We start from the raw sequence: 24,121 nt of genomic DNA, 5'->3' as shown, positions 1-24,121 counted from the left end.
GACACCTTCCGGTGCGGGCGGTACGGTGTCGGTGAGTCTAGACAGACGCAAGGTCGGGCCTACACAGACGTAAGGCGGCGAAGTTGCCATGACCGAGGACACCTACCAGACCATCGCGATCGTCATCTATTTCGCAGGCATGCTCGCGATCGGGTACGTCGCCTACCGGCGAACCAAGAACAACCTGGACGCCTACATGCTCGCGGACCGGGGCCTGCGACCGAGCGTTGCCGCGCTGAGCGCCGGTGCCTCGGACATGTCCGGCTGGCTGCTGATGGGCTTGCCCGGCGCGATCTACATGCTCGGGCTGTTCCAGGCCTGGATCGCCATCGGTCTGACTATCGGCGCCTGGCTGAACTGGAAATTCGTGGCACCGCGGTTGCGCGCCTACACCGAGGTGGCGGGCAACTCGATCACTATCCCCAGCTTCTTCGAGCATCGGCTCAAGGACACCACCCGCGCCATCCGGATCGTGTGCGGGCTGATCATCCTGGTGTTCTTCACCTTCTACGTCTCCAGCGGAATGGTCGCCGCGGGCAAGTTCTACGAGTCCAGCTTCGGCGGCAACTACCTGTTCGGGATGCTGGTGGTCGCCGGGATCACGATCCTCTATACGTTCTTCGGCGGCTTCCTCGGCGCCACGCTGACCGACGTGGCTCAGGGTCTGCTGATGCTCGCCGCCCTGATCGCCGTTCCGATCGTGGCGATCTTCAACGTCGGCGGTCCCTCGGAGACCATCGCCGCGATCAACGAGGTCGATCCGAACATGCTCAATCTGTTCGCCGGCGGCACGTTGGTGGCTGGTATCTCCCTCGCTGCCTGGGGGCTCGGCTACTTCGGTCAGCCGCACATCATCGTGCGATTCATGGCGTTGAAGAACCCGCAGCAGGCGCACGCGGCCCGGCGGATCGGCATCGGCTGGATGGTGCTCACCGTCCTCGGCTCGGTCTGCACCGCGCTGATCGGGATCGCCTACTACCGGATCAACGGCGGGTCGCCGACGGACGCCGAGAAGGGCGAGACCGTCTTCCTCGACCTGGCGCAGATCATGTTCCACCCGTTCGTCGCCGGGCTGGTGCTGGCTGCTGTGCTGGCGGCGATCATGTCGACGATCTCCTCCCAGCTGGTGGTGACATCGTCGGCGCTGGTGGAGGACCTGTTCAAGATCATCGCCGAGAAGACCGGGAGCACCAGGCGGTTGTCGGACAAGGGGTACGTGCGGTTCGGACGGTTCGGCGTGCTCGGGGTCGCGATCATCGCCGCTGTGCTGGCGATCAATCCCTCCGACAGCATCCTCGACCTGGTCGGCTTCGCCTGGGCCGGCTTCGGTGCTTCGTTCGGGCCGATCGTGCTGCTCTCGCTGTTCTGGAAGCGGCTGAGCAACTGGGGCGCGCTCTCCGGTCTGATCGTCGGAGCCGTCGTCGCCTACACCTGGGGCCAGTCGTCCCTGTCGGACACGCTGTACGAGATCGTGCCCGGCTTTGCCGCCAACCTGATCGTCGCAGTGGTGGTCAGCCTGTTCACTTTCAAGCCGAACGAACAGATCACCACGGAGTTCCGACGCTCGAGCATGCTGGCCCGCGGTGAGGAAGACCCCGCCGCCACACCTGCCGGCCCAGCAGCGCAGGGCTGAGCGGCGACCGATGCCTGGATTCATTTCCGGCTACAGCACAGGTGGGGCAGCCACCGCTCTTTCCGCCCGGGCGTGTATTCTCGGTGCCTGCCGCTGTAGCGACCGGCGGCAGGTGCCGGTGACGCTCTGCAATGGAGCACTAGGCATCGAGCCCACCGACCAGGACAGAGTGTGACGACGAACGAGAGCCCCGGCGAACCAACAGTGTCCGCCGACGAACACCTGGGCCAGACGCTCAAAGTGGCGTCAGACCATCGGCGCAACCTCCGGATCGGGCGGCTGCGTCGATTCGCGCTGAAGCTCAGCGTGCTGGTGGTGTTCGTCGCCGTCTGGTGGGTGGTCGCCGCGATGGAGCTGGTGAATCCGCTCTACCTGCCGTCTCCGCCCGCGGTGTGGGACGCGTTCGTCCAGGCGAACTCGTGCCGGGAGATCAGCGACACCCGCACCATCTGCGGTGAGCAGAGCTACTACATGTGGGAGCACCTGCTCGCCTCCCTGCAGCGGATGGGAGTCGGCGTGGGGATCGCTGTCATCCTCGGCCCGCTGGCCGGCTTCCTGATGGCGACCATCGGCTGGCTGAACACCGCGCTGGAGCCCTACCTGAACTTCCTGCGCTCGCTGCCCCCGCTGGGCTACATCGGCCTGCTGATCGTCTGGTTCGGCATCGGCGATGTCTCGAAGAACTGGTTGCTGTTCCTGGCCGCATTCCCGCCGATCGTGATCGCCACGATCAACGGGGTGCGCGGCGTGAAGCAGGACAGCATCCAGGCCGCCCTGTCGATGGGGGCCAACCGCCGGCAGGTCGGTACGTCCGTGATCCTCCCCTCCGCGCTGCCCGAGGTGATCGCCGGTATCCGGATCGCCACCGGCTTCGCCTGGACCTGTGTGGTCGCCGCCGAGCTGAATGCTGGCCTGCCTGGCATCGGCGGGTTGGCGTACACCTCCGGTCAGCAGCTGCAGACTGCCCTGACCATCGCCTGCATCTTCGTGATCGGCTTCGCGGCCGTCGCGCTCGATGCCCTGATCAAGTACCTCGGCAACCTGGCAGTGCCGTGGTACGGGAAAGCATGACCAAAGGAGACGCCATGACCAAGGCCCGACCCCGTTTCTTCGGCGCGGTAGCGCTCGCCGGCGCCGCCGCCCTCACCCTGTCCGCCTGTGTCGACTCCGGGCGCAACAGCAACCCGGACAGCGAGCAGGACGAGTCCGCCTCGGAGTGCCCGGTCGAGGTGAACGAGGACATCACCACCACGGTGCGGCTGGCCTACCAGCCCATCCCGAACGGTGACCTGGTGGTGCGCGACCTCGGCTGGCTGGAGGCCTGCATGCCGAACGCCGACATCACCTGGAACCAGTACAGCTCCGGCGGTGACGTGGTGCAGGCCTTCGGATCGGACTCGGCCGACCTCGGCCTCGCCGGCTCCAGCCCGACCACGAAGTCGCTCTCCCCGCCCATCAGTGACGACCTCCAGGTGATCTGGATCCACGACGTCATCGGCGAGGCCGAGTCCCTCGTGGTGCAGGACAGCGTGGACGCGACCAGCCTGCCCGAGCTGGAAGGGATGCGGGTGGCGGTACCGTTCGCCTCCACTGCCCACTACTCTCTGCTCGCCGCGCTCGACCGCGAGGGGATGACCCCCAGCGACATCGGCCTGACCAATCTCTCCCCGGACGCGATGCTCGCCGCCTGGGAGCGGGAGGAGATCGACGCCGCCTGGGTCTGGGCCCCCACCCTGCCGGAGCTTCTGGACACCGGCGAGATCATCCTCTCCGCAGCGGACACTGCCGACGTAGCCCCAACCTACGACCTCGCCGTGGCGACCACACCGTTCGTAGAAGAGAACCCGGAGTTCATGCAGGTGTGGACCGCCGTGCAGAACGAAGCGGTGACCATGATCAATGAGGACCCGGAGACCGCTGCCGCCTCGATCGCTGTGCAGCTGGGGATCGAACCCGAGCAGGTGCTCGACCAGTTCGATGGCTACACCTACCTGAGCGCGAGCGAGCTGGCCGGTGAGGACTACTTCGGTGGCACCCTGGCTCAGGACCTGATCAACACCGCCGACTTCCTGGTCACCCAGCAGGAGATCGACGAGGTGAACCCGGCCGAGGACTACGAGAACGCGATCTACACCGACGCGATCGACGCGGTGGCCGGTCAGTGAGCTTCGCACTGGAGAACGTCTCCCAGCGCTACATCACCGATAGCGGTGAGGTGGTGCACGCGCTGGCGGACACGACGCTGACCGTGGACACCGGGTCGTTCGTCTGTGTGGTGGGACCGTCCGGCTGCGGGAAGACCACCTTGCTGAAGATCCTTGCCGGATTCCTCAAGCCCACCGGGGGCGTCGCATCCGTCGACGGCGTACCCATCACCGCCCCGTCCTGGCAGCGGGGTGTGGTGTTCCAGCAGGCCAACCTCTACCCGTGGATGACCGTGCGCAAGAACGTCGAGCTCGGGCTGAAGTTCCGCGGCATCGCTGCAGCCAAGCGCCGCGGGGTGGCCGAGGAGTGCCTCAGTCTGGTGGGGCTGGAAGGCTTCGAGGACAAGAAGACCTACGAGCTCTCCGGCGGGATGCAGCAGCGCACCCAGATCGCCCGAGTGCTGGCCAACGATCCGGAGATCATCCTGATGGACGAGCCGTTCGGTGCCCTGGATGCGCTCACCCGGGAACGGCTGCAGATGGACCTGCTGCGGATCTCTCGGGAACAGCGCAAGACGGTCTTCTTCATCACCCACAGCGTGGAGGAAGCCGTGTTCCTGGGCGACCGGGTGCTGGTGATGAGTGCTCGGCCCGGCCGGGTGGTGCTGGACGAGTCGGTGCAGATCTCCGCGAAGTATGGCCGGATCCTGCCCGGTAAGGAGCTGCGCTCCACCCAGGAGTTCGTCGAGCTCCGGGACAAGATCTCCGATCAGATCTACGAAGGCCAGACGATCTAGCGGTCCTGCTCGGGCGCAGCTAAGACCCGGCGCCGCGTGCGCACCGAACCGTCGCGGGTCTTCAGCAGCGCCACCAGCATGAAGCTCAGGCTGACCAACAGTGCCCAGGATCCCCACTTTCCGGTGTGCACCATCTCCCAGATCTCCGCCTGGTTCGGATAGCTCCACGCGCCGAGCAGCGTGCCGGCGTTCTCTGCGACCCAGAGGAAGAACCCGATCAGCACGAAGCTCACCGCCAGCGGCATCCGGTAGCGCCGCTCACCCACGGTGAAGGCCACTGTGCATCCCCACAGGGCGAGGATGAAGCCCGCGGCGATCCACCAGCGCAAGTCCGGGAGCACATGGTGGCTGAAGAAGTTGACGTAGGCCGCGACGGCGAGCACCGCCGTCCAGACCGGTCGTAGCCCGACCACCCGCAGTCGCATCCGGCGGAACGCCTGGCAGATATAGGACGCCACCGAGGCGTACATGAACCCGGAGTACAACGGCACCCCGCCCAGGCGGAGCAGACCCTCATCCGGATAGGACCACGACCCGACCTGCACCTTGAAGATCTCCAGGGCGAGCCCGACCAGGTGGAAGATCGCGATGATCGCCACTTCTCGCCGTGTCTCCAGCCCCACCAGGTAGAACACCACGGTCACACCGACCGCATAGACCAGCAGTGCGTCATAGCGGGCGATCGGGAGTGGCAGGATGGCGCTGAGCGCCAGACCGGCGAAGATCGCCAGCGGGAACAGGCAGCACTGCAGCTCTAGCCAGGCGAACCGGAGCAGCTGGCCGATCGTGCGGATCGCCCGGGCAGAGCGCGAGGTGCTGGCGGTGAGCGGCGAGGTGGTCACAAGGGGCGACCCTGCCAGCCGGTCGAGCGAGAACCGGACGGTTTCGCAAGACCTGCTCGCGGCAGCCACGGCACCTCCCCGCAGCCACCACACCTCCCCGAGATCGGCACATCGCCCGGGCCCGGTGCGCACTGCACGGCGGCCGGCTGACCGGCCGGACCAGGGGAGAAGTCCCCACGCCGTGTTCGGCTACCCGGCGGCAGGCTTGTTAGGCTCCGTGGCGACCAAGTAGGAGAACGAGGGGTAGGCACGACCGTGGACAGCCAGGTATGGATCTACGTTCTGGTCGGTGCGGTGTTCACCGTCGCGATAGTGATCCAGTTCGTGATCGCCCACCGACGGCGGAAGGCCGCCCAGCAGTGGGCAGACGCGCACGGCTGGACCTACACCCGGTCCGACGGCTCGCTGGTGAAGCGCTGGTCCTCACCGCCGTTCCGCCGCGGCAGCAGCCGGGCCGCGATCAACGTGCTCACCGGCACCTGGAACGGCCGCTCGGCTACCTCGTTCACCTACAAGTACACCACCGGCAGCGGGAAGAACCGCACCACCCACTACCACCACGTGGTGGCCTTCTCCCTGCCGGCCCGGTTGCCGTGGCTCCGGTTGGAACCGGAGGGCGTCGGTGACTCGATCGCGAAGTTCTTCGGGGGCCAGGACATCGAGTTCGAGTCGGCCCAGTTCAACGACCGGTGGCGGGTGAAGGGGCCCGAGGGCCAGTTTCCCTACGACTTCCTGCACCCCCGGATGATGGAGCGGCTGCTGCAGCCGGACGCTTACGGGTCCGCGATCACCGTAGAGGGCGCCGACATCTACTTCTGGCGCTCCGGTAAACAGGAGCTGTCCGTGATCGCGCCGGCGCTGCACCTGCTGTCCGGCATCGTGGACCAGATTCCCCGGTTCCTCTGGCTGAAGGTCGGCTATGACCCGAACGCGAGCGGAACGGCCCGGCACCCAGGGGTGTGAGACCTGAGCGTCCTGGACGTCTGCGGTTCCCGTCCTCGGTGGCCCGGCGCGCCAGCGCTCGGGCGGGGTGGTGCCCATGGATAGCCAGCTACTGACCATCCTCCTGGTGCTCGCAGCAGTGGGCACGGCGATGCCGTGGTCGGCGTGCGGAGCCGAGGCTTTCGCCGGCCCAGGTGGCAGGGGCCGCAGCAATGGGCCAGGGTCCACGGCTGGATGACCCTGCTCAGCGACCTGTTGGCGCTGGTGCCCCGCTTCGTATGGCAGGACGCGGGGCACCACCCGCAGCGGTGACTGGTCGTCGCACCTGAGCGGCCACTGCTGTCCATCAGGCCTGGCGGCCGCCACGGGCCGTCACGCCTCAGCGACCGCCACGGACCGCCGCCGCCGGCGGCGACGCAGCACCAGGAGCACCGCGGCCACCGGGATCCCGATCGCCACCACCCACGGCACCAGCGTCCCGGCGATCACCAGCACGGTGCTGAGGAAGGCCAGCAGGGCGTTCCAGCCGCTGGCCAGCCCGCCGGCGAACCCGGAGGCACGTACCTCCGCCGGCGCCGCGGTCGGCTGCAGATCCACGGTCAGAGTGGACATCGCCACCTGGTCGGCGAGGGCCTCTCGCTGGGACAGGTAGGACTCCAACTCCGCCTGCCGTTCGCTGAGCGCCGTTTCCGCCTCGAGCAGGTCGGCACTATCGGACGCCTCGGCCATGATCTCGCGCAACCGGTCGGTCGAGGTACGCAGCGCCTCGACGCGGGCATCGATGTCCACCACCTGCTGGGTGACGTCCTCACTGCTCTGCGACACCTCGAGCACGTCGCCGAGCTCGGCCAGGTCCTCGATCACCGTGGTGAGGTCCCCGGACGGCACCCGCAGGGTGATCGACGCGCGCGGTGGCGCCTCGTCGGCGTCCTCTCCGGCCCAGGTGTGCCGGTCGTCCACCCGGCCGCCGAGACCGGTCACCAGCTCCGCCAGGCTGTCCGCGCTCCCGGCAGGGTCGTCCACCTGGACCGTGGCCCGTGCGGTGGTGATGATCTGCCGCTCCACCTCCGGACCGGAGACGTCCCGGTCAGCCACGTCCTGCGGAGCCGATTCGGCGCCGCTGTGGGCCAGGTCGGCGCTGCCGTCCGTGCCGCCGCTGTGCGTGCCTGCGGCACTACAACCCACTAGGCCGACGGCCAACGCAACGCCGGCAAGTACTCGTGTCGTGGTGTTCATGACCGTGACGTTATGGGCAGAATTCGCGGAAAAACGGGCCGTCACCGAATCGCCACGAAACCGTTCCCGACCTGTGGCCAGAGCGTTGTGGCTTCGTTGTCAGCGGCGCGAAACATTCCCCTCCTCGGCGACAGGGCCGCCCGTTTCGCGCCCTCGTCGCCCGGTCGGGTGGGCGCTGCCCCCCACGCCTTGCCGGACAGCTTCGGGGCGGGGCGGATGCTCGAGGAGGTGGACGATCGGCCGGATCGCCCGCTCCACGGTCAGCATCCGGAGAACGGCGTCCCGGAGAGTGGCGAACAGCCTGCTTTCGGAGAACATCAGCCGGGCCAGGCCGCGGGAGGTGTCCTGAGCAGTCTCGACCCGGGGGCGCTGCGCCTTCTCGTAAGCGGCGAGCACCGGAGCGGGATCTCCCGAGGCGATCGGCTTCGCCTGGGCGAGATCTGCAGAGGGGAGAGAACCTGCCCGGCCGTGCTCCGCCGTCGGGAGCGTGGCGATCAGCATGCGGGCCAGCACCCAGGCCGACTCGATCGCCATCCCCGCCCCCACTCCTGCGGTGGGCAGGAAGCCGGCCGCGGCATCGCCGAGCAGCAAGGTCCGGGCGGTCGTCCATCGGGACGCGCGGACATCCTTCAGCGGCCAGAAGTACGGGTCAGGGTCGGCCAGGAGTGCCTGGAGGACCCGTTCCACCCGGGCATCGACAGTCCTCAGCCGCTGCCGCACCCGGGCGACGAACTCCGCCGGCCCGGCCGCCGTGGCAGCCATCGGGCCACCGATGAACGCCCCGCGGCGGCCCAGCACCGGGTAGATGCCGAGAAAGATCCCCGCCCCCCAGAGCTCCTCGCCGATCTCACCTTCGTCGTCGTCGGGCGCCCAGACCACCCAGCCACCCCAGCCGGTGTCGGTGCTCGACGTGTCCCGCCCGCCGGGAACCAGAGCGCGGGTACGCGAGCCGATCCCGTCAGCGACCACCACGACGTCGAAGCGAGCCGTGCTGGTCTGCTCGCCTTGGCGGAAGGTCACCTCGACGGCGTCCGGCAGCTCCCGCAGGTCGCTCACCGTGGTGGCCATGGCCACCGGGGCGCCCGCGTGGCTGAGTACCTCGATCAGCTCGCCGCGCTCGATACCCCGGTATTCGCCGAACCGGCCCAGGACCTCGGTGAGGGAATCGGTGCGCAGCGTGCGGCCGGTGTGGGCACGCACCCGGAACTGGGTGAACTCGATGCTTCGCTCGCGGTAGCTGGTCCAGGCGTCCAGATCGTCCAGCGCAGGATTGATCATCGGCATCATCGCGAGCATGTAACCGGGATGGGTTTCATCCGCCATCCGGTCGACGAGGACCGGGTGCAGCCCGGCGCCCCGGAGCAGCTGAGCGGTGGTCAGTCCGGCCATCCCGGCTCCCACCACCAGTACCCGCAACGGGTCCTCGGCGGCAGCCTGGATCTGATCCGACAGCGTGGTGGGAACGAGTGGCATCGGGGCCTCCGCGTGGTGTGGACTGGGTGGTCCACTCAAGCGTACGCCTTTTTGGACCGGGTGGTCCAGTGTTGCTCTGAGCCGCTAGGATCGCGGCGTGACGACAGCACTCGAGCGGCTCGCTCCCGACCGGCGCAGAACTCTGGTGCGGCTGGCCGCTCAGGAGTTCGCGACCGCGGGGTTCGCCGGGGCGTCGTTGAACCGGATCATCGCCGCGATGGGGATGAGCAAGAGCTCCTTCTATCACCTGCTCGCGGCCAAGCAGGAACTGTTCGAGCTCACCGCTGCCGACCTGGCCGCCGAGGTCGGCGCCGAGCTGCAGGTGCCCGAACCGGCAGCGTTCGCCGGGCCGCAGTTCTGGCCGATGACGCGGGATCTGGTCGCCCAGCTCACCGAGGCGCTGGTGGGCAATGAGGACGCTCTCCTGCTCGGCCGGATGGTCTATGCCGGGTCCGCCCCCGCCGTCGGCGCCATCGGTCAGATCGAGGACTGGGTGGGCCAGGTGCTCGCTGCCGGGCGCGGTGCCGGTCAGGTGCGTACCGAGCTCCCGGCGGACCTGCAGCAGCAGTTGGTGGCCGCTGTGCTGCGCACCCTCGATGAGTGGGCGGTGCAGCAGGAGGAGGCGATGGCCTCCGGCAGCGCCGAGCAGTTCACCGGTCGGGTCTTCGACCTGCTGCACCGGATGTTGGCCGCCGAGGTGACTGGGCTGCATCGGAGGTAGGTTGCGGGGATGGAGGCGGGGTGTGCCTTGCCTCCGATCCCGCAACCTACCTCCGACGAGGGCCTGGCGCCGGAGCCTGCCTCCGACGCCCTCCGGGTCCCGTCACTTGCCTCCGAGGGGTTCGGGTCCGGAGTGTCAGCGTCGGATCAGCCCCTGCCGCGCCGCCTCTGCAGCGGCGGCCGTGCGCGACTCGACGCCGAGCTTGGTGTAGATGTGCACCAGGTGGGACTTGACCGTGGCCTCGGAGATGAACAGCGCGCGGGCGATCTGCTGGTTGGACATCCCGGCCGCCACCTGGGTGAGGACGTCGATCTCGCGTGCGGAGAGCGCGCGGGCGGGGGAGCGCATCCGGTCCATCAGCCGCAGCGCCACCGCCGGCGCCAGTGCGGACTGCCCGGCGGCGGCGGTGCGGACGGCGGTGAGCAGTTCCTCCGGCGGAGCGTCTTTGAGCAGGTACCCGGCAGCCCCCGCCTCCACCGCCGCGAGGATGTCGGCATCGGTGTCATAGGTGGTGAGGATGAGCACTCGCGGCGGGTCCGGGAGCGCCGCGATCTGCTCGGTCGCGCCGATCCCCGCCATCTCCTGGCCGAACTGCAGATCCATCAGCACCACGTCCAGCCTGCCCTCCTCTCGGAGCTTCCCGGCCACCTGGACCGCCTCAGCCGCCGTGCCCGCCTCGGCCACCACCTGCACGTCGTCGGCCAGCTCGAGTACCGCGCGGAGCCCGGCTCGCACGACCGGGTGATCGTCGGCCAGCAGCAGGTCGATCATCAGCTCTCCTCCCCGAGCGTGAAGTGCACGCTCAACGCCGTGCCCTGCCCGGGCGCGGACTCCACAGTCAGCGTGCCACCGAGCTCGGCGGCACGCGAGCGCATCGAGGTCAGCCCGAAACCGCCCTCGGGGCCTGGCCCGGGCGGAAGGGCGGCCGGGTCGAAGCCCACCCCGTCGTCCACCAGGTCCAGCCGTACCTCTGAGCTGAGAAAGGTCAGCGTGATCGTGGCACGGCTGGCGCGGGCATGCCGGACTGTGTTCGCCAGTGCGGACTGCGCGATCCGCAGCAGCGCTACTTCCAGCGCCGTCGGCAACGCCAGCGGCTCACCCTCGGCGTGGAAGGACACCTCCGGCGGTGAGGTCTGCGCGCTCAGCCGTTCCAGCGCGCCCACCAGGGAGGTGCTGCGCAGGTTCGGCGGCGCCAGCGCGCGCACCAGGCTGCGCGCCTCGCCGAGGTTGTCCACCGCGACCTGCCGCGCCCGCTGCACGTGGCCCGCAGTCTCGGCCAGGTCCGGACGCTCGGCGAGCTGGTGCTCGGCAGCGGTGAGCAGCAGGTTCACCGAGGAGAAGCCCTGGGTGAGGGTGTCGTGGATCTCCCGGGCCAGTCGTTCCCGCTCCGCGAGTACCCCCTGCTCCCGTTCCGCAGTAGCCAGCTCCGCACGGGTGGCGCGCAGTTCGGCGATCAGCGCCCGCCGCCGCTCGGACTCCGCATTCAGCTGAGAGAAGCCCCAGACGGTCGCGATCACCACCGCTGCCCCGATCACCGGCCCGATCGCCATCGCCGCGGTGAAGGTCGGCTGGTGCCAGGCGAAGCCCCCGATCGCCACCGCTGTGGTCACCGCCACCAGCGTCAGCCCCACCTGCCACGGCAACAGGTGCAGCAGCAGGAAGTACCAGGCAAAAGCCAGCCAGATCGCGTCCGGGGTGAGGGTGAGCAGCACCAGCCAGCACAGCAGCAGCACGCCGAGCCAGAGTCCGGCGCCGGCCGCGGACCGGCGCACCGGGGCCAGGAGCGGCCCGGCGGCGTAGACGAGGGCGACGAGGGCGGACGTCACCACCACACCTACCGCGTGCTCACCGCTGAGCAGCGCGCGCACCGCGGCCAGCAGGAGCAGCGCCACCACCAACAGGTGCAGGCATGCTCGCAGCAGCCACGGCACCGGAGTGAGAGTGCGCTCAGACATGGTGAGCACAGCCTAGGGCCGCCGCCTCTGACCGGCATCAATCGAATGGTGGAGCGCCACCTGCACCGAACGGCAGCGGAACTGCCCTCTGCCGGGCGATGCTGCGCCGTCGCCGGCCGAGAAGAGTGGAGTCATACCGAAAAGCCGCACACTGCCCGAGGAGCCTGCGATGTTCGTTGCCGTCCGAGATCTGAAGTTCGCCAAGGGCCGGTTCGCCCTGATGGGCGGGGTGGTCGCCCTGATCACCCTGCTCGTGGTGCTGCTCTCCGGGCTGACGGCGGGGCTCGCCCGGGAGAACACCTCCGCCATCCTCGGGCTACCCGGGGACGAGGTGGTCTTCGCCGCACCGCCGGAGGGTCAGTCGCTGAGCTTCTCCGAGTCGTTGATTCCCGACGGCGCCGCTCAGGTCTGGCAGGAGGAGTCCGGGGTGTCTGAGGTACAGCCGCTGCAGATCCGCACCAGCCGGATGACCGTGGGGGAGCGGTCCGCGACGGTGGCCGCGTTCGCAGTTCCGGAAGGGTCCGCGCTGCCGCCGGCGGACGTGCCGGACGGGCAGGTGTTGCTGCCCGAATCGGTGGCGGACGATCTCGACCTGACGGCCGGGGACGAGGTCACGATCGGCGGCGAAGCCCTGCAGGTGGGCGGGATCAGCGGCGACGACGCGTACTCGCACATGCCGGTGGCGTGGCTGCCGGCCGGGTTGGACCCCGACGGCGGTGAGCAGCACGCCAATGCCGCCACGGTGCTGGTGCTGACCACCGACGGGCTCACCGACACCGATCGGGAGGCCGCCGATGCGGCTGCCGGCACCGAGACCGTGCCGCTGGCCGACTCGGTGCAGGCGCTGGCCTCGTTCAGCAGCGAGAACGGTTCGCTGCAGCTGATGCGCGGCCTGCTGCTGGTGATCTCTGCTCTGGTGATCGGCGCGTTCTTCACCGTGTGGACGGTCCAGCGCACCCCGGAGATCGCTGTGCTCAAGGCTGTCGGCGCCTCGACCGGCTACCTGGTGAAGGACGCGGTGGGTCAGGCGCTGGTGCTCCTGCTCCTCGGGACCGTGCTCGGTGCCGGGGTGGCCACCGGAATCGGCGCGCTCGCGGCGGGGGTGGTGCCGTTCGTGCTGGACGCCGCGACAGTGCTGGTCCCGATGGGGTTACTGATCGTGCTCGGCCTGCTCGGGGCGGCGGTCTCGCTGCGTCAGATCGTTTCCGTCGACCCGCTGACTGCTCTGGGCAGCGCTCGTTGACGCGCACCCTGCGTCGCCACACTCGCTTGACTGCTGCCGTACTGCCCGACCGCCCTGAAGGAGAATCCGATGACCCTGCAGCTGACTGACATCACCCTCACCTACCCCGACGGCGACTCCCGACTGACCGCGCTGGACCACGTGACCATGCGCGCCGAACCGGGCCGGGTGACCGCCGTCGTCGGGCCCTCCGGCTCTGGCAAGTCCAGTCTGCTCGCCGTGGCCGCCACGCTGATCACCCCCGAGGAGGGGCAGGTGCTGCTGGACGGGACCGAGCTGACCGCACTGAGCAGCGGTGAGCGGGCCCGAGTACGCCGGGAGGAGATCGGCATCGTGTTCCAGACCTCCAACCTGCTCGCGTCGCTGACTGCCCTGGAGCAGTTGACCGTGATGGCGCACCTGGGTGGCCGGTCGGTGGCGAAGGCCGAGAAGCAGGCGATGGAGCTGCTCGACGCCGTCGGCCTGGCCAAGCAGGCGGGCCGGCGCCCGCACCAGCTCTCCGGTGGTCAGCGCCAGCGGGTGACGATCGCCCGTGGGCTGATGAACGAGCCCAGTCTGCTGCTCGTGGATGAACCGACCAGCGCCCTGGACTCCGAGCGCGGCGCCGCCGTGCTCGGGTTGCTTCGCCGGCTCACCCTGGAGCGGGACGTGGCCACGGTGATGGTCACCCACGACCACGACCAGCTGGCGCAGGCCGACGATGTGGTGGAGATCGTGGACGGGAAGGCGCAGCTGCTCACTGGCGCGGTGTGACCTTGGCCGGATCCAGGGCGCCGATCGCATCGATACCCACCGGCACGGCCCCGTGGGGCACTGCCAGCGACTTCGTCACCTTTCGGAGAAAGTCGGCCAGCCCCTTGAGCCACGGCTCGGTCCACTTCCATCCGGGAGGGCGGAGGGCCTGGATGGCACGGACCAACCTCCTGACCGCCGCGTTGTAGAGCGGATGTGCCCACCCCTTGGTGATATGCCGAGGCAGAGTGCTGCCCTTGGTCAGCAACTTATAGGTGATGGCCCGGGCATTCTTGCGACCGGACGGAAGCATCATGCCGTTCCATCCCCGGTCCACGAGGTCGGCCTTCGAGAGGCCGGTGTCGACGGTGATCTCCTTGTCCCAGATTTCCGCAGGAATGATGTGCTGGGCCTCGTAGCCGGTACCCCAGTCGGCCTTGCTGATGGGCTTGCCCTGAGCGTTAAACCGACGGGCCTTGCGCTTCCAGCGCGCATCACGCACCTTCGTCGATTTGCCGATGGCGCGCGGCGCTTTCTTTCGTTTCCAAGGCGGAATGTAAGCCTCATCGTCGAACGCGCGCTTTCGCTTGCGTTGCCCCTTGCCCGGAGCGGTGCCAGTGGTCTTGCCGCGTTGCAGCGATGCCGAGTTCCTGGCCAGGTGCGCGGCCACGGCCGCGTTGCCGGCGCGCTGCAGGTGGCGGATCAGCTCCGGAGCTCCCGGTGCCTGGCCCGGGCGCATCGCCGCGCCCGGGTGGAGCGGCACCGCCTCCGGTTCCTCTCGGCTGCCGTGACGTGGGGGTGAATGTGGGTGCAGTGATCGTCGCATCGCGAACCTCCGGTACCAGCCGAGTCTGGACGGCGGTGGGCGGCTCCGGCCAGAGCAGATCGGCATCTCCGCACCCGTTCTGCTGACGTCCGCCCATCCAGGTGCCCGATCGGGCAGTGCGGGGGCGCGCTCAGTCCTCACCGTGCGCGATTGACGGTGATCTCGACCGGATGGTTCGTCGTGGCTGAGCTGACGGGCGTCTGCAGCGCGATCCGGTAGGTCCGGGCACTCTGTGCGCGCCGCAGATACGAAATCGTGCAGGCGATCGTCTGTCCGGGTGTGGTGGCTGGGTGGTGCTCGGCTGGTCGGTGCAGTGGGTCCAAGTCAGAACGCCGCCAGCGCCTCCGCGAGCATCCGGTGCCCCTGCGCCTCGAACCCCTCGTCGCCCACCTGATAGGCCCAGGCAGCGGTACCGATCGCCTCGCGCAGCTGCGTGCGGGCCCATTCGTCCGGCTCGCGCGGGTCGGCGCCGTATCCGGCCAGGAAGGCCTCCTCCAGGTCCGGTCGCCCACGGAAGTCTCGGGCCGCCATCCGGGCGAAGTCCGTGGCCGCCGGGCGTAGCGCCGCCCGGCCGAAGTCGATCACCCGGACGACGCCCCTCTCGATCAACCAGTTCCGTGGCTGCCAGTCGCCGTGGGTGGGCACCAGGGTGGCTGGTGGCGCGGGCCAGGACCCGATCAGCGCCCGGAGCTCGGCCGCCGTCTCCTCGGCGATTCGGTGCTCGCCGTCGAGCCAGGCGAGCGAGCGGGCGTTCTGATCGGCGTGGAACTCGGTGTCCACCACGGCGAGCTGACCGTGCAGCGCTGTCAGTAGCCGGCCGGCCTGCCGATACGTCTCCGGTTCCGCCTCGGCCGGATGACCCTGCACCAGCTCACCAGGCAGGTACCGAGTGACGAGCACCTTCGCCTCCCGGTCGTGGTGCAGCAGCTCCGGCGCCAAGCCGCCGCTCGTCCACGGCGCCAGCCAGTTCAGGTGTGCGCGGATCTCCCGCGCGATGTGGTGGTCGGCCGGCCCGGCGGCCTTCACGATGCACTGTGCGCCATCGGCAGCGCGGACCTTCAGCACGGTGGTGGCTACCAGCCCCCAGCTCAGATCCGCCCGGATCGACGCCCCGGGAAGCCAGCGCTGCAGCAGCTCCCGCTGGCGGAACGAGAGCTGGCTCAGCGGGTCCGATGGCATCGAGGTGATCCTAGAAGAAGGGGAGCGGAAAACCTATGGTGCGCTCCGCCGTCGGCCTTCTACGGTGACCACATGGCTACCACCCGACTCGCGCAGACCACTGACCTCGATGCCCTCCGCACGCTCGACCCCTGGCCGAGCGAGAAGTCGTGGCACCGGCTGATCGGAAATGGTGAGGCGATGGTGCTCGAGATCGACGGGCAGGTGGTGGGCATGCTGCACTTCGCCGTGCTGTGGGCAACCGTCCCGTTCCTGTGCCAGATCGAGATCGCAGAAGCTCACCGCGGCAAGGGCCACTCCCGTCAGATGATCGGTGCCCTGGCCGACCATCTGCGTGCCGAGGGCTACGTGGCGCTGCTCAGCTCGTCCCAGACGGACGAGCCGGAGCCCCAGGCCTGGCACGTGCACCTCGGCTTCACCTCGAACGGCATCATCGAGAACATCGAGGACGAGGGGATCGGCGAAGTCGTCTTCCGGCTGCTGCTCACCGACGACTGACGTACTGCCACCAGCGGTTGTCACGGACGCTCGCGGCCACCGCCCGATAGCAGAGCGGGACCGCAGTGGCAATGGTGAGCTCCGCCGACACCGATCGAGCCTGACCGCCGCCCCGCTGTGAGAAGGTAGGCCCGGCAGACGGAAGTACAGGGCGGAAAGGGGCGCGCGGTGAGTGCAGGTGCGGGGCGATTCTTCGATGCGGCCAAGCAGGTCGCTGGGGACGCGGTACGGCAGGGCGTGCAGGAGAGGTTCGGTGGCGATGGCGCTGATGCCGGTGTCTCCCTGGACCGGCGGGACTTCCCGGCGGCCCGTGAGGAGGGCAGCTCACCCGGCACCCGGATCGAAGCCGAGCACGTCTCGCTGGACGATGCCGCGGAGAAGCTGAGCGGCAGCCGGTTCGAGGTCGACGCCGGCGGGCCGGTACACGTCATCACCCCGATGGTGATGCCCAAGGGACGCAAGCTGCGTTCCATGCTGCTGGTGATCCTGCTCGCCGTCCTTGGCGGGGTCGGCTCGCTCGTGCTGCTGCCCTTCGGGCTGACCGACGAGGTGTTCGGGCCGCACTACTGGGTACTGATCGTGCTGCTGGCGGCATTCATGTGGTGGCGCCAGGGGATGGTGATGGTGCCCGAGGGATGCACCGCCCTGGTCAGCCGGTTCGGCAAGGTCGAGGCAGAGGTCGGCCCCGGCCGGGTCACGCTGTGGAACCCGTGGAAGCGGGTCTCCTACATCGTCAACACCACCCGGGAGTACCCGTTCAACGCACCGATCCGGCAAGCGCCCACCAAGTCCGGGGTGCAGGCCTCGGTGGACCTGTTCCTGCAGTTCCGGATCGCCAATGCCCGTGAGTTCGTCTTCGTCCTCGGTGCGGTGAATGGCTTCCAGGACAAGCTCAACAACGCCGTGTCGGAGACCACCCGCTCGCTGATCTACGAGCAGGAGGCCTCCGGTATCTACGACCTGGTCGGGGAGAGCACCTCACGGCTGCTGGAACAGCTGAACGCCCAGTTCGCCCCCGCCGTCGAGCTGACGACTGCGAACATCACCCACGCAGAACCCTCAGCGCAGGAGTACCGGATGGACCTGGCCGCACCGGAGATGCTCCGGGTGGCCAAGGAGGCCTACACCTACGACTACGAGCTCAGCCTGAAGAAGGAACAGAACGAGGGTGACCTGAACAAGGACCTGGCCTCGCTGAACGAGAACCTCTCGGCGATCCAGGCGGATATCGCCCGCTACCAGGCGCAGATGGACACCGCCCTGGAGCGGGAGACCAACCGCGCGAACGCTCTGGCACGGCAGCGGTTCGTGGAGTCGGAGTCCACGGCGAACGCCAACGCGGCGCTGCTCGAGGCCCAGGCGCTGGATATCCGCGCCCTCAGCGCGGCGCTGGCACCGGAGATCCTCGACTACCGCTACCAGCAGGACAAGCTGGAGAAGATGGAGCGCCTGTCCGACTCCATGCCGCAGATCGTGCGGGTGGGGGAGCAGTCCGACGGGGTGGACTTCCTGGCCATCGCCGGTCAGCTGGTCGGTGGCCACGACGAGAAGCTGTTCTCCGAGGAGGACATGAGAGCGATCCGTTCCCGCCAGGCCGACATCGCCGAACGCGTATCCGCGCGGGAGGGGGAGATCGAAGGACTGCTGCAGGCGCCAGAGAAGACCGAGGTGGAGATCCTGCCGGCGTCGGAGTCGCAGGTGGATCCCGAGGGGGAGCAACGCCTCGACGAGATCCGGCAGTCGGTGACCGACGAGCGAACCGCGGCCCAGCTCGCCGGGCTGGGGAGCGACGAAGCCAGGGACGAGGGGACCCACCATGACTGAGCAGGTTGTCAACCAAGCAGCGCAGGCTTTCCGCAGCCGCGGTACGAGCTCGATCAAAGAAGCCGTCTCCGACTGGAGCAACGTGGCCCGGTTGCTGCGCGGGGGTGACTCCGGTGCGTTGGTGCCGGTGGTCATCCCGCGGGACAAGCGCGGGCTGCGGTGGACCTCGCTGATCTGGTTCGGGCTGTGGGCCCTGGTCAGTGGCCTGCTGCTCGCTGCCAGTGACAAGATGAATCTGGGCGGACTGGCCGTGATCGTCGCCGTGGTGGCGTTCCTGTTCTCGATGGTGTGGTGGTGGCGCTCCTCGATCGTGGAGATCGAAGAAGGCACCCTCGGTGTGCTGACCTCCTTCGGAGCGATCAGCGGCCCCGGGCTCTCGCCGGGCCGGCACTACCTGTGGCACCCGTGGAAGCGGGTGGCCTACGTGGTGGACGTGACCACGGAGATCCCCTACACCGCTCCAGTGCTCTCCTCGCCGACGCACGAGAATGTGCCGCTGAAGTCGATCGAGTTCTTCCTCCGGTTCCGGATCGTGGATGCGATCCGGTTCGTGCAGACGATCGGTGCCGGCAACTTCGACCTGGTGCTGAGCAACTCGGTGCAGGACGCGATCCGCCAGCGCAGCCGCCGGGTGAAGACCGAGCAGGCCTACGATCTGCGCGGCAGCGACGTGCAGGACATGCAGCAACTGCTGAACCACCAGCTCACCCGGTACGGGGTGCAGATCATGGGCTGCAACATCCCCGATGTGCAGCTGCCGGACCAGTACCGCGAGCACCTGGCCACGCGAGAGCGGGTGGCCAAGGAGCTGATCGCGTACGAGAAGGAGTGGGAGCTCACCCGGAAACGGCAGATCGACGGTCTGCTGATGGAGATCGAGCGGTCGAAGAAGGTGCGCGATGCCCGCGTGGTGGAGGTGCAGGCCTCGCTGAACAAGGCCCGCAAGGACGTTGCGCAGATGCTCGAGGAGCGCGAGACCGAGGCGCAGCAGGTGCGCTACGAGATCGAGACCCGGGCCCGCACCAAGCTGGTCGCCGCCCAGGGTGAGGCCAAGGCTCAAGAGCAGCTGGCCACCGCCTATCGGGACAACCGTGCGGTCCTCGGCTACGAGCTGGCCCGCCGCCGACTGGACGTCGGCACCACGCTGGCCGAGCACGCACCCCGGCCGATCGTGGTGAACACGGACGCTTCTGCCGGCGACAGCTCGGCCCTGTCCACACTGCTGATGGCCCAACTGCTGCCACAGGTGCAGGCCGAGGCCAGCAGGGCGCACGGAGCATCGGCCGCGCAGACCGCGATGCCGTTGGAGCAGGCCGCACAGGGCGCGGAGGACATGCTGACCCAGGCACGAGAGGGCTGGCGCCGGGAGTAACCCGGTCGACGGCGGTCGGTAGCCCGGACAGGGCACGGTCCGGGGTGGTCCGGTGGCCGGGCCCACCGGCCCGGAGGCAGCTGTCTGGGCTACTATCGCCCCGGGCGCGGGGCCCGTCCAGCCGCCGCGCGTGCAGCCGCTGGCTCGACCTGCGCAACTGCGCGCTGTGGTGTGCGGGGTGGCTCCCTCTGCCCACCTCCACACGAACGGACGCTCACCCATGCCTGCCGACAGCCCGACAGCCCAGGGCGCCCCCACCGACAACGCCGAGCATTCGGTCCGTGCCGTGCTGCGCTCCCCGCGGCTGTTGCGGATCGAGGTGCTCGGTGGACTGGTGGTGGCCCTCGCTCTGATCCCCGAGGCGATCTCGTTCGCCCTGATCGCCGGTGTCGACCCGCGGGTGGGTCTGTTCGCGTCCTTCACGATGGCGGTCACGATCGCGTTCACCGGTGGCCGCCGCGCGATGATCTCGGCGGCAACCGGTGCCGTCGCCCTGGTGGTGGCACCGATCGCCCGGCAGTACGGCATGGACTACCTGGTGGCCACGGTGCTCCTCGCCGGGGTGCTGCAGATCGTGCTCAGCCTGCTCGGTGTCGCCCGCTTGATGCGGTTCATCCCGCGCAGCGTGATGGTCGGGTTCGTGAACGCACTGGCGATCATGATCTTCATCGCCCAGCTGCCCCAGCTGATCGATGTGCCGTGGCTGGTCTATCCGCTGGTGGCCGCCGGCCTGGCGATCATCATCTTCTTCCCGAAGCTCACCAAGGTGGTGCCCGCACCACTGGTCGCCATCGTGGTGCTGACCGCTGTGGTGGTGGTGCTGCGGATCGACGTTCCCACGGTCGGCGACCAGGGTGAGCTGCCGGAGAGCCTGCCGGGGCTGTTCCTGCCGAACGTGCCGCTCACCCTGGAGACTGTGCAGATCATCGGACCGGTCGCACTCGCGATGGCGCTCGTCGGGCTGATGGAGTCGTTGATGACGGCCAAGCTCGTCGACGACATCACCGACACCCACTCCGACAAGACCCGGGAGGGCTGGGGGCAGGGGGTGGCGAACCTGGTCACCGGCCTGTTCGGCGGGATGGGCGGCTGCGCGATGATCGGGCAGACGATGATCAATGTGAAGCAGTCCGGCTCCCGCACCCGGGTCTCCACGTTCCTCGCCGGCCTCTTCCTGCTGATCCTCGTGGTGGTGCTCGGTGACGTGGTCGCGATCATGCCGATGGCGGCCCTGGTGGCGGTGATGATCATGGTCTCGGTCGGCACGATGGACTGGCACAGCGTGCATCCGAGGACGCTGCGGCGGATGCCCGCCAGCGCCACAGTGATCATGGCCGTGACCGTGCTGGCCACCGTGCTGACGTCCAACCTCGCGATCGGGGTCATCCTCGGAGTCGTCGTGGCCACCCTGTTCTTCGCCCGGCGGGTGGCGCACTTCACCGAGGTCACCGACGTCGCCCACCCCGACGAGGAGACCCGGGTGTACGCGGTGCGCGGCGTGCTGTTCTTCGCCTCGAGCAACGATCTGGTCTACCAGTTCGACTACGTCGGTGACCCGCAGAACGTCGTCATCGACCTCTCCGAGTCCCAGATCTATGACTCCTCCACCGTTGCTGCGCTGGACGCCATCGCGCTGAAATACCGGCAGAAGGGCAAGAACGTGGAGATCGTCGGACTGAACGAGCCCAGCCGCGCCTGGCACGGCCGGCTGTCCGGGAAGCTCGGCGGCGGCTGACCTGGTCGGCCGTCAGCTGGTGCGCGGCGGGCCCGTCACGGCTCTGCTGGTGCGCGGCGGGCCCTCCAGGGCCTTGCGTAGCGGGCGGTGCACCGGCTGCTCCACGAACCGATGGATCAACCAGGCGAGTGCCAGACTGGCCGCCACGGCGATCAGCAGGGTGACCCACTTGCCGATACTCGGGTGCAGCACCTCGATCAGCGCCCAGCCGAAGTACTCGTGGATCAGGTACAGCGGGTAGGTCAGCGAGCCCAGCGTGGTCAGCACCCGCCAGTCCAGGTCCCGGATCGCCGGCACCAGGGCCACCACCGCCACGGCGGCGATCACGGCCGGGACCACCAGGGCCAGCACCAGGGGAGAGGTGGGCTCACCACCGGCGACGGCATCGATCGCCTCGGTCTTGTGCGTGGCGGCGATCAGCACGGCCTGAGCGGAGTTCAGCGCCACGATTGCCCACCGCTGCCAGGTGTGACCGCGGGAGTAGATGACGTACAACGCCATCCCGGTGCCGAACATCGCCGCCCAGCTCAGAATGGTGAACTTCGCGTCCGAGCCGGGCAGCAGCATCACCATCGCAGTGCTGATCGCCGGCAGGATCGCGGCTACTGCCAGCACCCGCCGCAGGGTGATCCCGATGAAAGCGAAGACGAGCATCACCAGGTAGAACTGCATCTCCACCCAGAGGGTCCAGTACACGCCGTCGACGTGCTGCACCTCGAACGGTTCGTGGAACATGGTGAGGTTCGCCAGCACCTCGGTGATGGACCGGTTCTCGAACGAGGGCCACAGCCAGCGCAACGTGGCCGTGGCCAGCACCGCCACCCAGAACGCCGGGTAGAGCCGGCTGATTCGCGAGGCCAGGAACTGCCTGGGGGTGCGCCCCCACACGGACATCAGGATGACGAACCCGCTGATCGTGAAGAACAGGTGCACCCCGGCGTAGCCGTACTTGACCACATGGGAGAAGGCGCCGAACAGCTCGTGTGGCAGTTGGTCCCCCCACCGGCCGTGGTCTCGCGTCGCGAAATGGAAGACCACGATCGCCAGGGCAGCCACCAGTCGCAGCGAGTCCATCGCTCGCAGCCGCGCGCCCTTGAGGGCAGGCGTCGCCGATCTGACCGGCGCCGCCGGTGAGACAGGTGTCGCTACGGTCGGGTTGGTCATCGTTATCAAAACGTAACCGAAAAGGCTGAAGGTCTCCTGATGGCCGGATGTGAGGTTCGCGACAGGTGCTGGGGTGGTTCAGCTGTCTGTCGGCTGGTCGAGATAGCTGGGCAGATCCGCCAGCCAGGTGAGCGCGGCGCGCTCGTACTCGATGCCGAGGGCAAGGGTCGCGAGGCGGCTACGTCCCACCGGGGAGGTGTCGGTGCTCAGCTGTTCGTGCAGTGCCTGGTACTGCTGCAACTGCTGCGCGTGGCGGCGACGTTGGTCCGCCACCAGCTCAGCGAACCGGTCGGTCGGGATGTCGCCGGCGAAGGCGACCGACAGCAGGAACGGGATCCGAACGTTCTCCTCGCCGGGCATGCTCTGCACCCACGCGTGGTAGGCCGCGCGCCCGTCGGAGGTGATCCGGTAGCGCCGCCGGCCGCGTGCCTCGGGCGGGAGCGACTCGGCCAGCCCGCCCTTCTGCAGTGCGGCCAGCTCGCGGTAGACCTGGCTGCGCTGGATCGTCCAGAAGCTGCCCACCCGGGACCGTGCCTCGGCCACCAGCTCCCAGCCGGTCATCGGCCGCTCGGCGAGCAGCCCCAGCAGCGCACCGGCAGTCGCGCTCACCTCGGCCATCACATCCGCTCCTTCCGACGACGCAGCCCCCATCCTGACAGCAGTCGGCGATCGCTCAGCCCGCCTGGTCGCGCGCGGGCGCTGCGTTGCCTGTCGAGCGCCTCGGCACCGGCGGCGATCACTGCGTAGGCTCCCAGGTTCGTCGCGGCGAGGAGGGACACGGTCGCCGGCGTGGGCGCGGTGACCACATAGACGTTGAACGCGGCGAGTGCCACAGCCAGCGCCGGGATCCCGAACCGCCCGAGCCGGGTGCGCGATGTCGTCGCCCGCAGATAGAGCACGAGTCCGGTACCCAGCAGCGCGGTCTCGACCACCAGGCCCGCCCAGACCGGCACGCCGAGGCCGACCTGCTGGTGATGGTCCAGGACCGGAAGGTGTTCGTGCACCACAGCGTCCAAGAACCAGTGACTGAGGACCACTGCCCCGAACAGCACTGCGGCGCCGTGCCGTCGGCCCCGGCTCGGCCGCCTCCCGGCAACCACCGCAGCGGTGAGGGCAGCCAGTGCAGTGGCGCCGAGCAAGCCGTGACTGAACGGCACGAACACCATCTCGACGCCGGCGGGTCCGCTGCCTGTCGGGTCGATCCGGACCTGCTCGATACGGGTCAGGAGCAACGCGGAGTAGGTGATGTCCAGTAGCTGGGTGGCCAGGAACAAACCACCGAGTGAACGTCCCGGCTGGACGCCTTTCGCGGCGAGCGCGATCCCGTAGTGTCCGACGAACATCCGATCACCCCGCGACCCGAGTCCGCAGCCGGCTCATCACCAGGTGCCCGAGGAGCGGAACCGCGATGGCTGCGGCGACCACGCCGACGCTGCCCCCGCCGGCCCGGAGGACGGCCACGGTGAGGAAACCGGTGACCAGCGCGATCAGAGTGAAGCCGACGTGCTCGACCACTGCCAGGTCGTGCCCGCGCTGCGCTGCCCGCCGGGCCAGCCAGGAGCGCCCTGCCATCACCGCGGCCAGCGCGGACAGAGCCACGAAGATCCCTCGGGTGAGGGTGGTCAGCTCGCTCCAGCCGGCCGCCAGGCTGAGCGGGAGGACCGCAGCCATGACCGTCGTCAGGGCAGCGTGGGCGGCGAGCAGCTGGGTGGTCCGAGCAGAGCGCAGCGAAAGCAGCCCCGTCCCCAGTGCGGCCACGGCGGCGACGGCGTGGATGACGATCAGGACGTTGTGTGCCATAGGTG

The 24,121-nt window shown here is 68.7% G+C and carries 23 protein-coding genes; 12 read left to right on the top strand and 11 right to left on the bottom strand.

Features of this window, described 5'->3' with window-relative positions; genetic code table 11:
* Positions 1-88: 88 nt before the first annotated feature.
* From putP to FU260_RS21825, 4 genes are all read left to right on the top strand, one after another.
* Positions 89-1,633 (top strand): sodium/proline symporter PutP, encoded by a 1,545-nt coding sequence (gene putP, locus FU260_RS21840; protein ID WP_147918966.1) that lies wholly within the window; start codon positions 89-91, stop codon positions 1,631-1,633.
* 171 nt (positions 1,634-1,804) lie between these two features.
* A complete protein-coding gene (locus FU260_RS21835) occupies positions 1,805-2,704 on the top strand; it encodes an ABC transporter permease (protein WP_210418151.1) in 900 nt (299 codons plus the stop codon).
* Positions 2,705-2,718: 14 nt separating this feature from the next.
* Positions 2,719-3,798: a taurine ABC transporter substrate-binding protein gene (locus tag FU260_RS21830; protein WP_147918965.1), complete on the top strand. Its 1,080-nt coding sequence runs from the start codon at positions 2,719-2,721 to the stop codon at positions 3,796-3,798.
* Positions 3,795-4,574 carry an ABC transporter ATP-binding protein gene (locus FU260_RS21825; RefSeq protein ID WP_147918964.1) on the top strand — a complete coding sequence of 260 codons (780 nt, stop codon included), beginning with the start codon at positions 3,795-3,797 and terminating at the stop codon, positions 4,572-4,574. Before FU260_RS21830 ends, FU260_RS21825 begins: the two co-directional genes overlap by 4 nt.
* Here the strand turns inward: FU260_RS21825 and FU260_RS21820 are convergent.
* Positions 4,571-5,416: a DUF817 domain-containing protein gene (locus FU260_RS21820; protein WP_235912102.1), complete on the bottom strand. Its 846-nt coding sequence runs from the start codon at positions 5,414-5,416 to the stop codon at positions 4,571-4,573. The two genes, FU260_RS21825 and FU260_RS21820, sit on opposite strands and share 4 nt — an antisense overlap.
* Before the next feature lie 255 nt (positions 5,417-5,671).
* Between FU260_RS21820 and FU260_RS21815 the strand changes: the two genes are divergently transcribed.
* Positions 5,672-6,379 carry a type III secretion system chaperone family protein gene (locus FU260_RS21815; protein WP_147918963.1) on the top strand — a complete coding sequence of 236 codons (708 nt, stop codon included), beginning with the start codon at positions 5,672-5,674 and terminating at the stop codon, positions 6,377-6,379.
* 351 nt (positions 6,380-6,730) lie between these two features.
* Here the strand turns inward: FU260_RS21815 and FU260_RS21810 are convergent, their stop codons facing one another.
* Together FU260_RS21810 and FU260_RS21805 are read right to left on the bottom strand one after the other, a co-directional pair.
* A complete protein-coding gene (locus FU260_RS21810) occupies positions 6,731-7,594 on the bottom strand; it encodes a DUF4349 domain-containing protein (RefSeq protein WP_147918962.1) in 864 nt (287 codons plus the stop codon).
* A 99-nt stretch (positions 7,595-7,693) separates the two neighbouring features.
* On the bottom strand, positions 7,694-9,067 hold the full coding sequence (locus tag FU260_RS21805) for an FAD-dependent oxidoreductase (RefSeq protein ID WP_147918961.1): 1,374 nt from the start codon (positions 9,065-9,067) through the stop codon (positions 7,694-7,696).
* 97 nt (positions 9,068-9,164) lie between these two features.
* On the opposite strand from FU260_RS21805, the gene FU260_RS21800 reads away from it, so the two are divergent.
* The gene (locus tag FU260_RS21800) at positions 9,165-9,788 is read left to right on the top strand and encodes a TetR/AcrR family transcriptional regulator (RefSeq protein WP_147918960.1); all 624 of its coding nucleotides are present in this window, start codon (positions 9,165-9,167) and stop codon (positions 9,786-9,788) included.
* Positions 9,789-9,923: 135 nt separating this feature from the next.
* Here the strand turns inward: FU260_RS21800 and FU260_RS21795 are convergent, their stop codons facing one another.
* Both FU260_RS21795 and FU260_RS21790 read right to left on the bottom strand, forming a co-directional pair.
* Complete coding sequence (locus FU260_RS21795) at positions 9,924-10,559, bottom strand: response regulator (protein WP_147918959.1); 636 nt, start codon at positions 10,557-10,559, stop codon at positions 9,924-9,926.
* The gene (locus FU260_RS21790; RefSeq protein WP_147918958.1) at positions 10,559-11,743 is read right to left on the bottom strand and encodes a sensor histidine kinase; all 1,185 of its coding nucleotides are present in this window, start codon (positions 11,741-11,743) and stop codon (positions 10,559-10,561) included. The genes FU260_RS21795 and FU260_RS21790 overlap by 1 nt, the downstream gene beginning before the upstream one ends.
* A gap of 169 nt (positions 11,744-11,912) precedes the next feature.
* On the opposite strand from FU260_RS21790, the gene FU260_RS21785 reads away from it, so the two are divergent.
* The gene (locus FU260_RS21785; RefSeq protein WP_147918957.1) at positions 11,913-12,986 is read left to right on the top strand and encodes an FtsX-like permease family protein; all 1,074 of its coding nucleotides are present in this window, start codon (positions 11,913-11,915) and stop codon (positions 12,984-12,986) included.
* A 69-nt stretch (positions 12,987-13,055) separates the two neighbouring features.
* Positions 13,056-13,739, top strand: coding sequence for an ABC transporter ATP-binding protein (locus FU260_RS21780; protein WP_147918956.1), 684 nt, complete (start codon positions 13,056-13,058; stop codon positions 13,737-13,739).
* On the opposite strand, the gene FU260_RS21775 is transcribed toward FU260_RS21780, so the two are convergent.
* Together FU260_RS21775 and FU260_RS21770 are read right to left on the bottom strand one after the other, a co-directional pair.
* Entirely contained in the window at positions 13,723-14,481 is a 759-nt protein-coding gene (locus FU260_RS21775; RefSeq protein ID WP_147918955.1) for a hypothetical protein, read from the bottom strand. The two genes, FU260_RS21780 and FU260_RS21775, sit on opposite strands and share 17 nt — an antisense overlap.
* A gap of 387 nt (positions 14,482-14,868) precedes the next feature.
* A complete protein-coding gene (locus FU260_RS21770) occupies positions 14,869-15,723 on the bottom strand; it encodes a phosphotransferase family protein (protein WP_147918954.1) in 855 nt (284 codons plus the stop codon).
* A 72-nt stretch (positions 15,724-15,795) separates the two neighbouring features.
* Here FU260_RS21770 and FU260_RS21765 point away from each other — a divergent pair, with 72 nt between their 5' ends.
* The 4 genes from FU260_RS21765 to FU260_RS21750 all read left to right on the top strand — a co-directional run bounded on the left by FU260_RS21765 (position 15,796) and on the right by FU260_RS21750 (position 21,152).
* Positions 15,796-16,221 (top strand): GNAT family N-acetyltransferase, encoded by a 426-nt coding sequence (locus tag FU260_RS21765; protein WP_147918953.1) that lies wholly within the window; start codon positions 15,796-15,798, stop codon positions 16,219-16,221.
* Positions 16,222-16,389: 168 nt separating this feature from the next.
* Positions 16,390-18,045 carry an SPFH domain-containing protein gene (locus FU260_RS21760; RefSeq protein WP_147918952.1) on the top strand — a complete coding sequence of 552 codons (1,656 nt, stop codon included), beginning with the start codon at positions 16,390-16,392 and terminating at the stop codon, positions 18,043-18,045.
* A complete protein-coding gene (locus FU260_RS21755; protein ID WP_147918951.1) occupies positions 18,038-19,417 on the top strand; it encodes an SPFH domain-containing protein in 1,380 nt (459 codons plus the stop codon). Before FU260_RS21760 ends, FU260_RS21755 begins: the two co-directional genes overlap by 8 nt.
* 220 nt (positions 19,418-19,637) lie before the next feature.
* A complete protein-coding gene (locus tag FU260_RS21750) occupies positions 19,638-21,152 on the top strand; it encodes a SulP family inorganic anion transporter (protein WP_147918950.1) in 1,515 nt (504 codons plus the stop codon).
* Between the two features lie 12 nt (positions 21,153-21,164).
* On the opposite strand, the gene FU260_RS21745 is transcribed toward FU260_RS21750, so the two are convergent.
* From FU260_RS21745 to FU260_RS21730, 4 genes are all read right to left on the bottom strand, one after another.
* Positions 21,165-22,226, bottom strand: a complete 1,062-nt coding sequence (locus tag FU260_RS21745) for an acyltransferase family protein (RefSeq protein ID WP_168211908.1) — start codon at positions 22,224-22,226, stop codon at positions 21,165-21,167.
* A 168-nt stretch (positions 22,227-22,394) separates the two neighbouring features.
* Complete coding sequence (locus FU260_RS21740; RefSeq protein ID WP_147918948.1) at positions 22,395-22,934, bottom strand: helix-turn-helix transcriptional regulator; 540 nt, start codon at positions 22,932-22,934, stop codon at positions 22,395-22,397.
* Positions 22,934-23,659, bottom strand: a complete 726-nt coding sequence (locus FU260_RS21735) for a hypothetical protein (RefSeq protein WP_147918947.1) — start codon at positions 23,657-23,659, stop codon at positions 22,934-22,936. The genes FU260_RS21740 and FU260_RS21735 overlap by 1 nt, the downstream gene beginning before the upstream one ends.
* A 4-nt stretch (positions 23,660-23,663) precedes the next feature.
* Positions 23,664-24,116, bottom strand: a complete 453-nt coding sequence (locus FU260_RS21730) for a hypothetical protein (RefSeq protein WP_147918946.1) — start codon at positions 24,114-24,116, stop codon at positions 23,664-23,666.
* Positions 24,117-24,121 lie beyond the last annotated feature (5 nt).

Origin of the sequence: Ruania zhangjianzhongii (assembly GCF_008000995.1) — a bacterium.
Taxonomy (GTDB): domain Bacteria; phylum Actinomycetota; class Actinomycetes; order Actinomycetales; family Beutenbergiaceae; genus Ruania; species Ruania zhangjianzhongii.
The sequence above is the reverse complement of the archived record's forward strand: the minus strand, read 5'-3'. Positions and strand labels throughout refer to the sequence as shown.

Coding starts and splice junctions, on each gene's coding strand:
- putP (WP_147918966.1), top strand. CDS start 89: ATGACCGAGGACACCTACCAGACCATCGCGATCGTCATCTATTTCGCA.
- FU260_RS21830 (WP_147918965.1), top strand. CDS start 2,719: ATGACCAAGGCCCGACCCCGTTTCTTCGGCGCGGTAGCGCTCGCCGGC.
- FU260_RS21810 (WP_147918962.1), bottom strand. CDS start 7,594: ATGAACACCACGACACGAGTACTTGCCGGCGTTGCGTTGGCCGTCGGC.
- FU260_RS21805 (WP_147918961.1), bottom strand. CDS start 9,067: ATGCCACTCGTTCCCACCACGCTGTCGGATCAGATCCAGGCTGCCGCC.
- FU260_RS21795 (WP_147918959.1), bottom strand. CDS start 10,559: ATGATCGACCTGCTGCTGGCCGACGATCACCCGGTCGTGCGAGCCGGG.
- FU260_RS21790 (WP_147918958.1), bottom strand. CDS start 11,743: ATGTCTGAGCGCACTCTCACTCCGGTGCCGTGGCTGCTGCGAGCATGC.
- FU260_RS21785 (WP_147918957.1), top strand. CDS start 11,913: ATGTTCGTTGCCGTCCGAGATCTGAAGTTCGCCAAGGGCCGGTTCGCC.
- FU260_RS21780 (WP_147918956.1), top strand. CDS start 13,056: ATGACCCTGCAGCTGACTGACATCACCCTCACCTACCCCGACGGCGAC.
- FU260_RS21770 (WP_147918954.1), bottom strand. CDS start 15,723: ATGCCATCGGACCCGCTGAGCCAGCTCTCGTTCCGCCAGCGGGAGCTG.
- FU260_RS21765 (WP_147918953.1), top strand. CDS start 15,796: ATGGCTACCACCCGACTCGCGCAGACCACTGACCTCGATGCCCTCCGC.
- FU260_RS21755 (WP_147918951.1), top strand. CDS start 18,038: ATGACTGAGCAGGTTGTCAACCAAGCAGCGCAGGCTTTCCGCAGCCGC.
- FU260_RS21750 (WP_147918950.1), top strand. CDS start 19,638: ATGCCTGCCGACAGCCCGACAGCCCAGGGCGCCCCCACCGACAACGCC.
- FU260_RS21745 (WP_168211908.1), bottom strand. CDS start 22,226: ATGGACTCGCTGCGACTGGTGGCTGCCCTGGCGATCGTGGTCTTCCAT.
- FU260_RS21740 (WP_147918948.1), bottom strand. CDS start 22,934: ATGGCCGAGGTGAGCGCGACTGCCGGTGCGCTGCTGGGGCTGCTCGCC.
- FU260_RS21735 (WP_147918947.1), bottom strand. CDS start 23,659: ATGTTCGTCGGACACTACGGGATCGCGCTCGCCGCGAAAGGCGTCCAG.
- FU260_RS21730 (WP_147918946.1), bottom strand. CDS start 24,116: ATGGCACACAACGTCCTGATCGTCATCCACGCCGTCGCCGCCGTGGCC.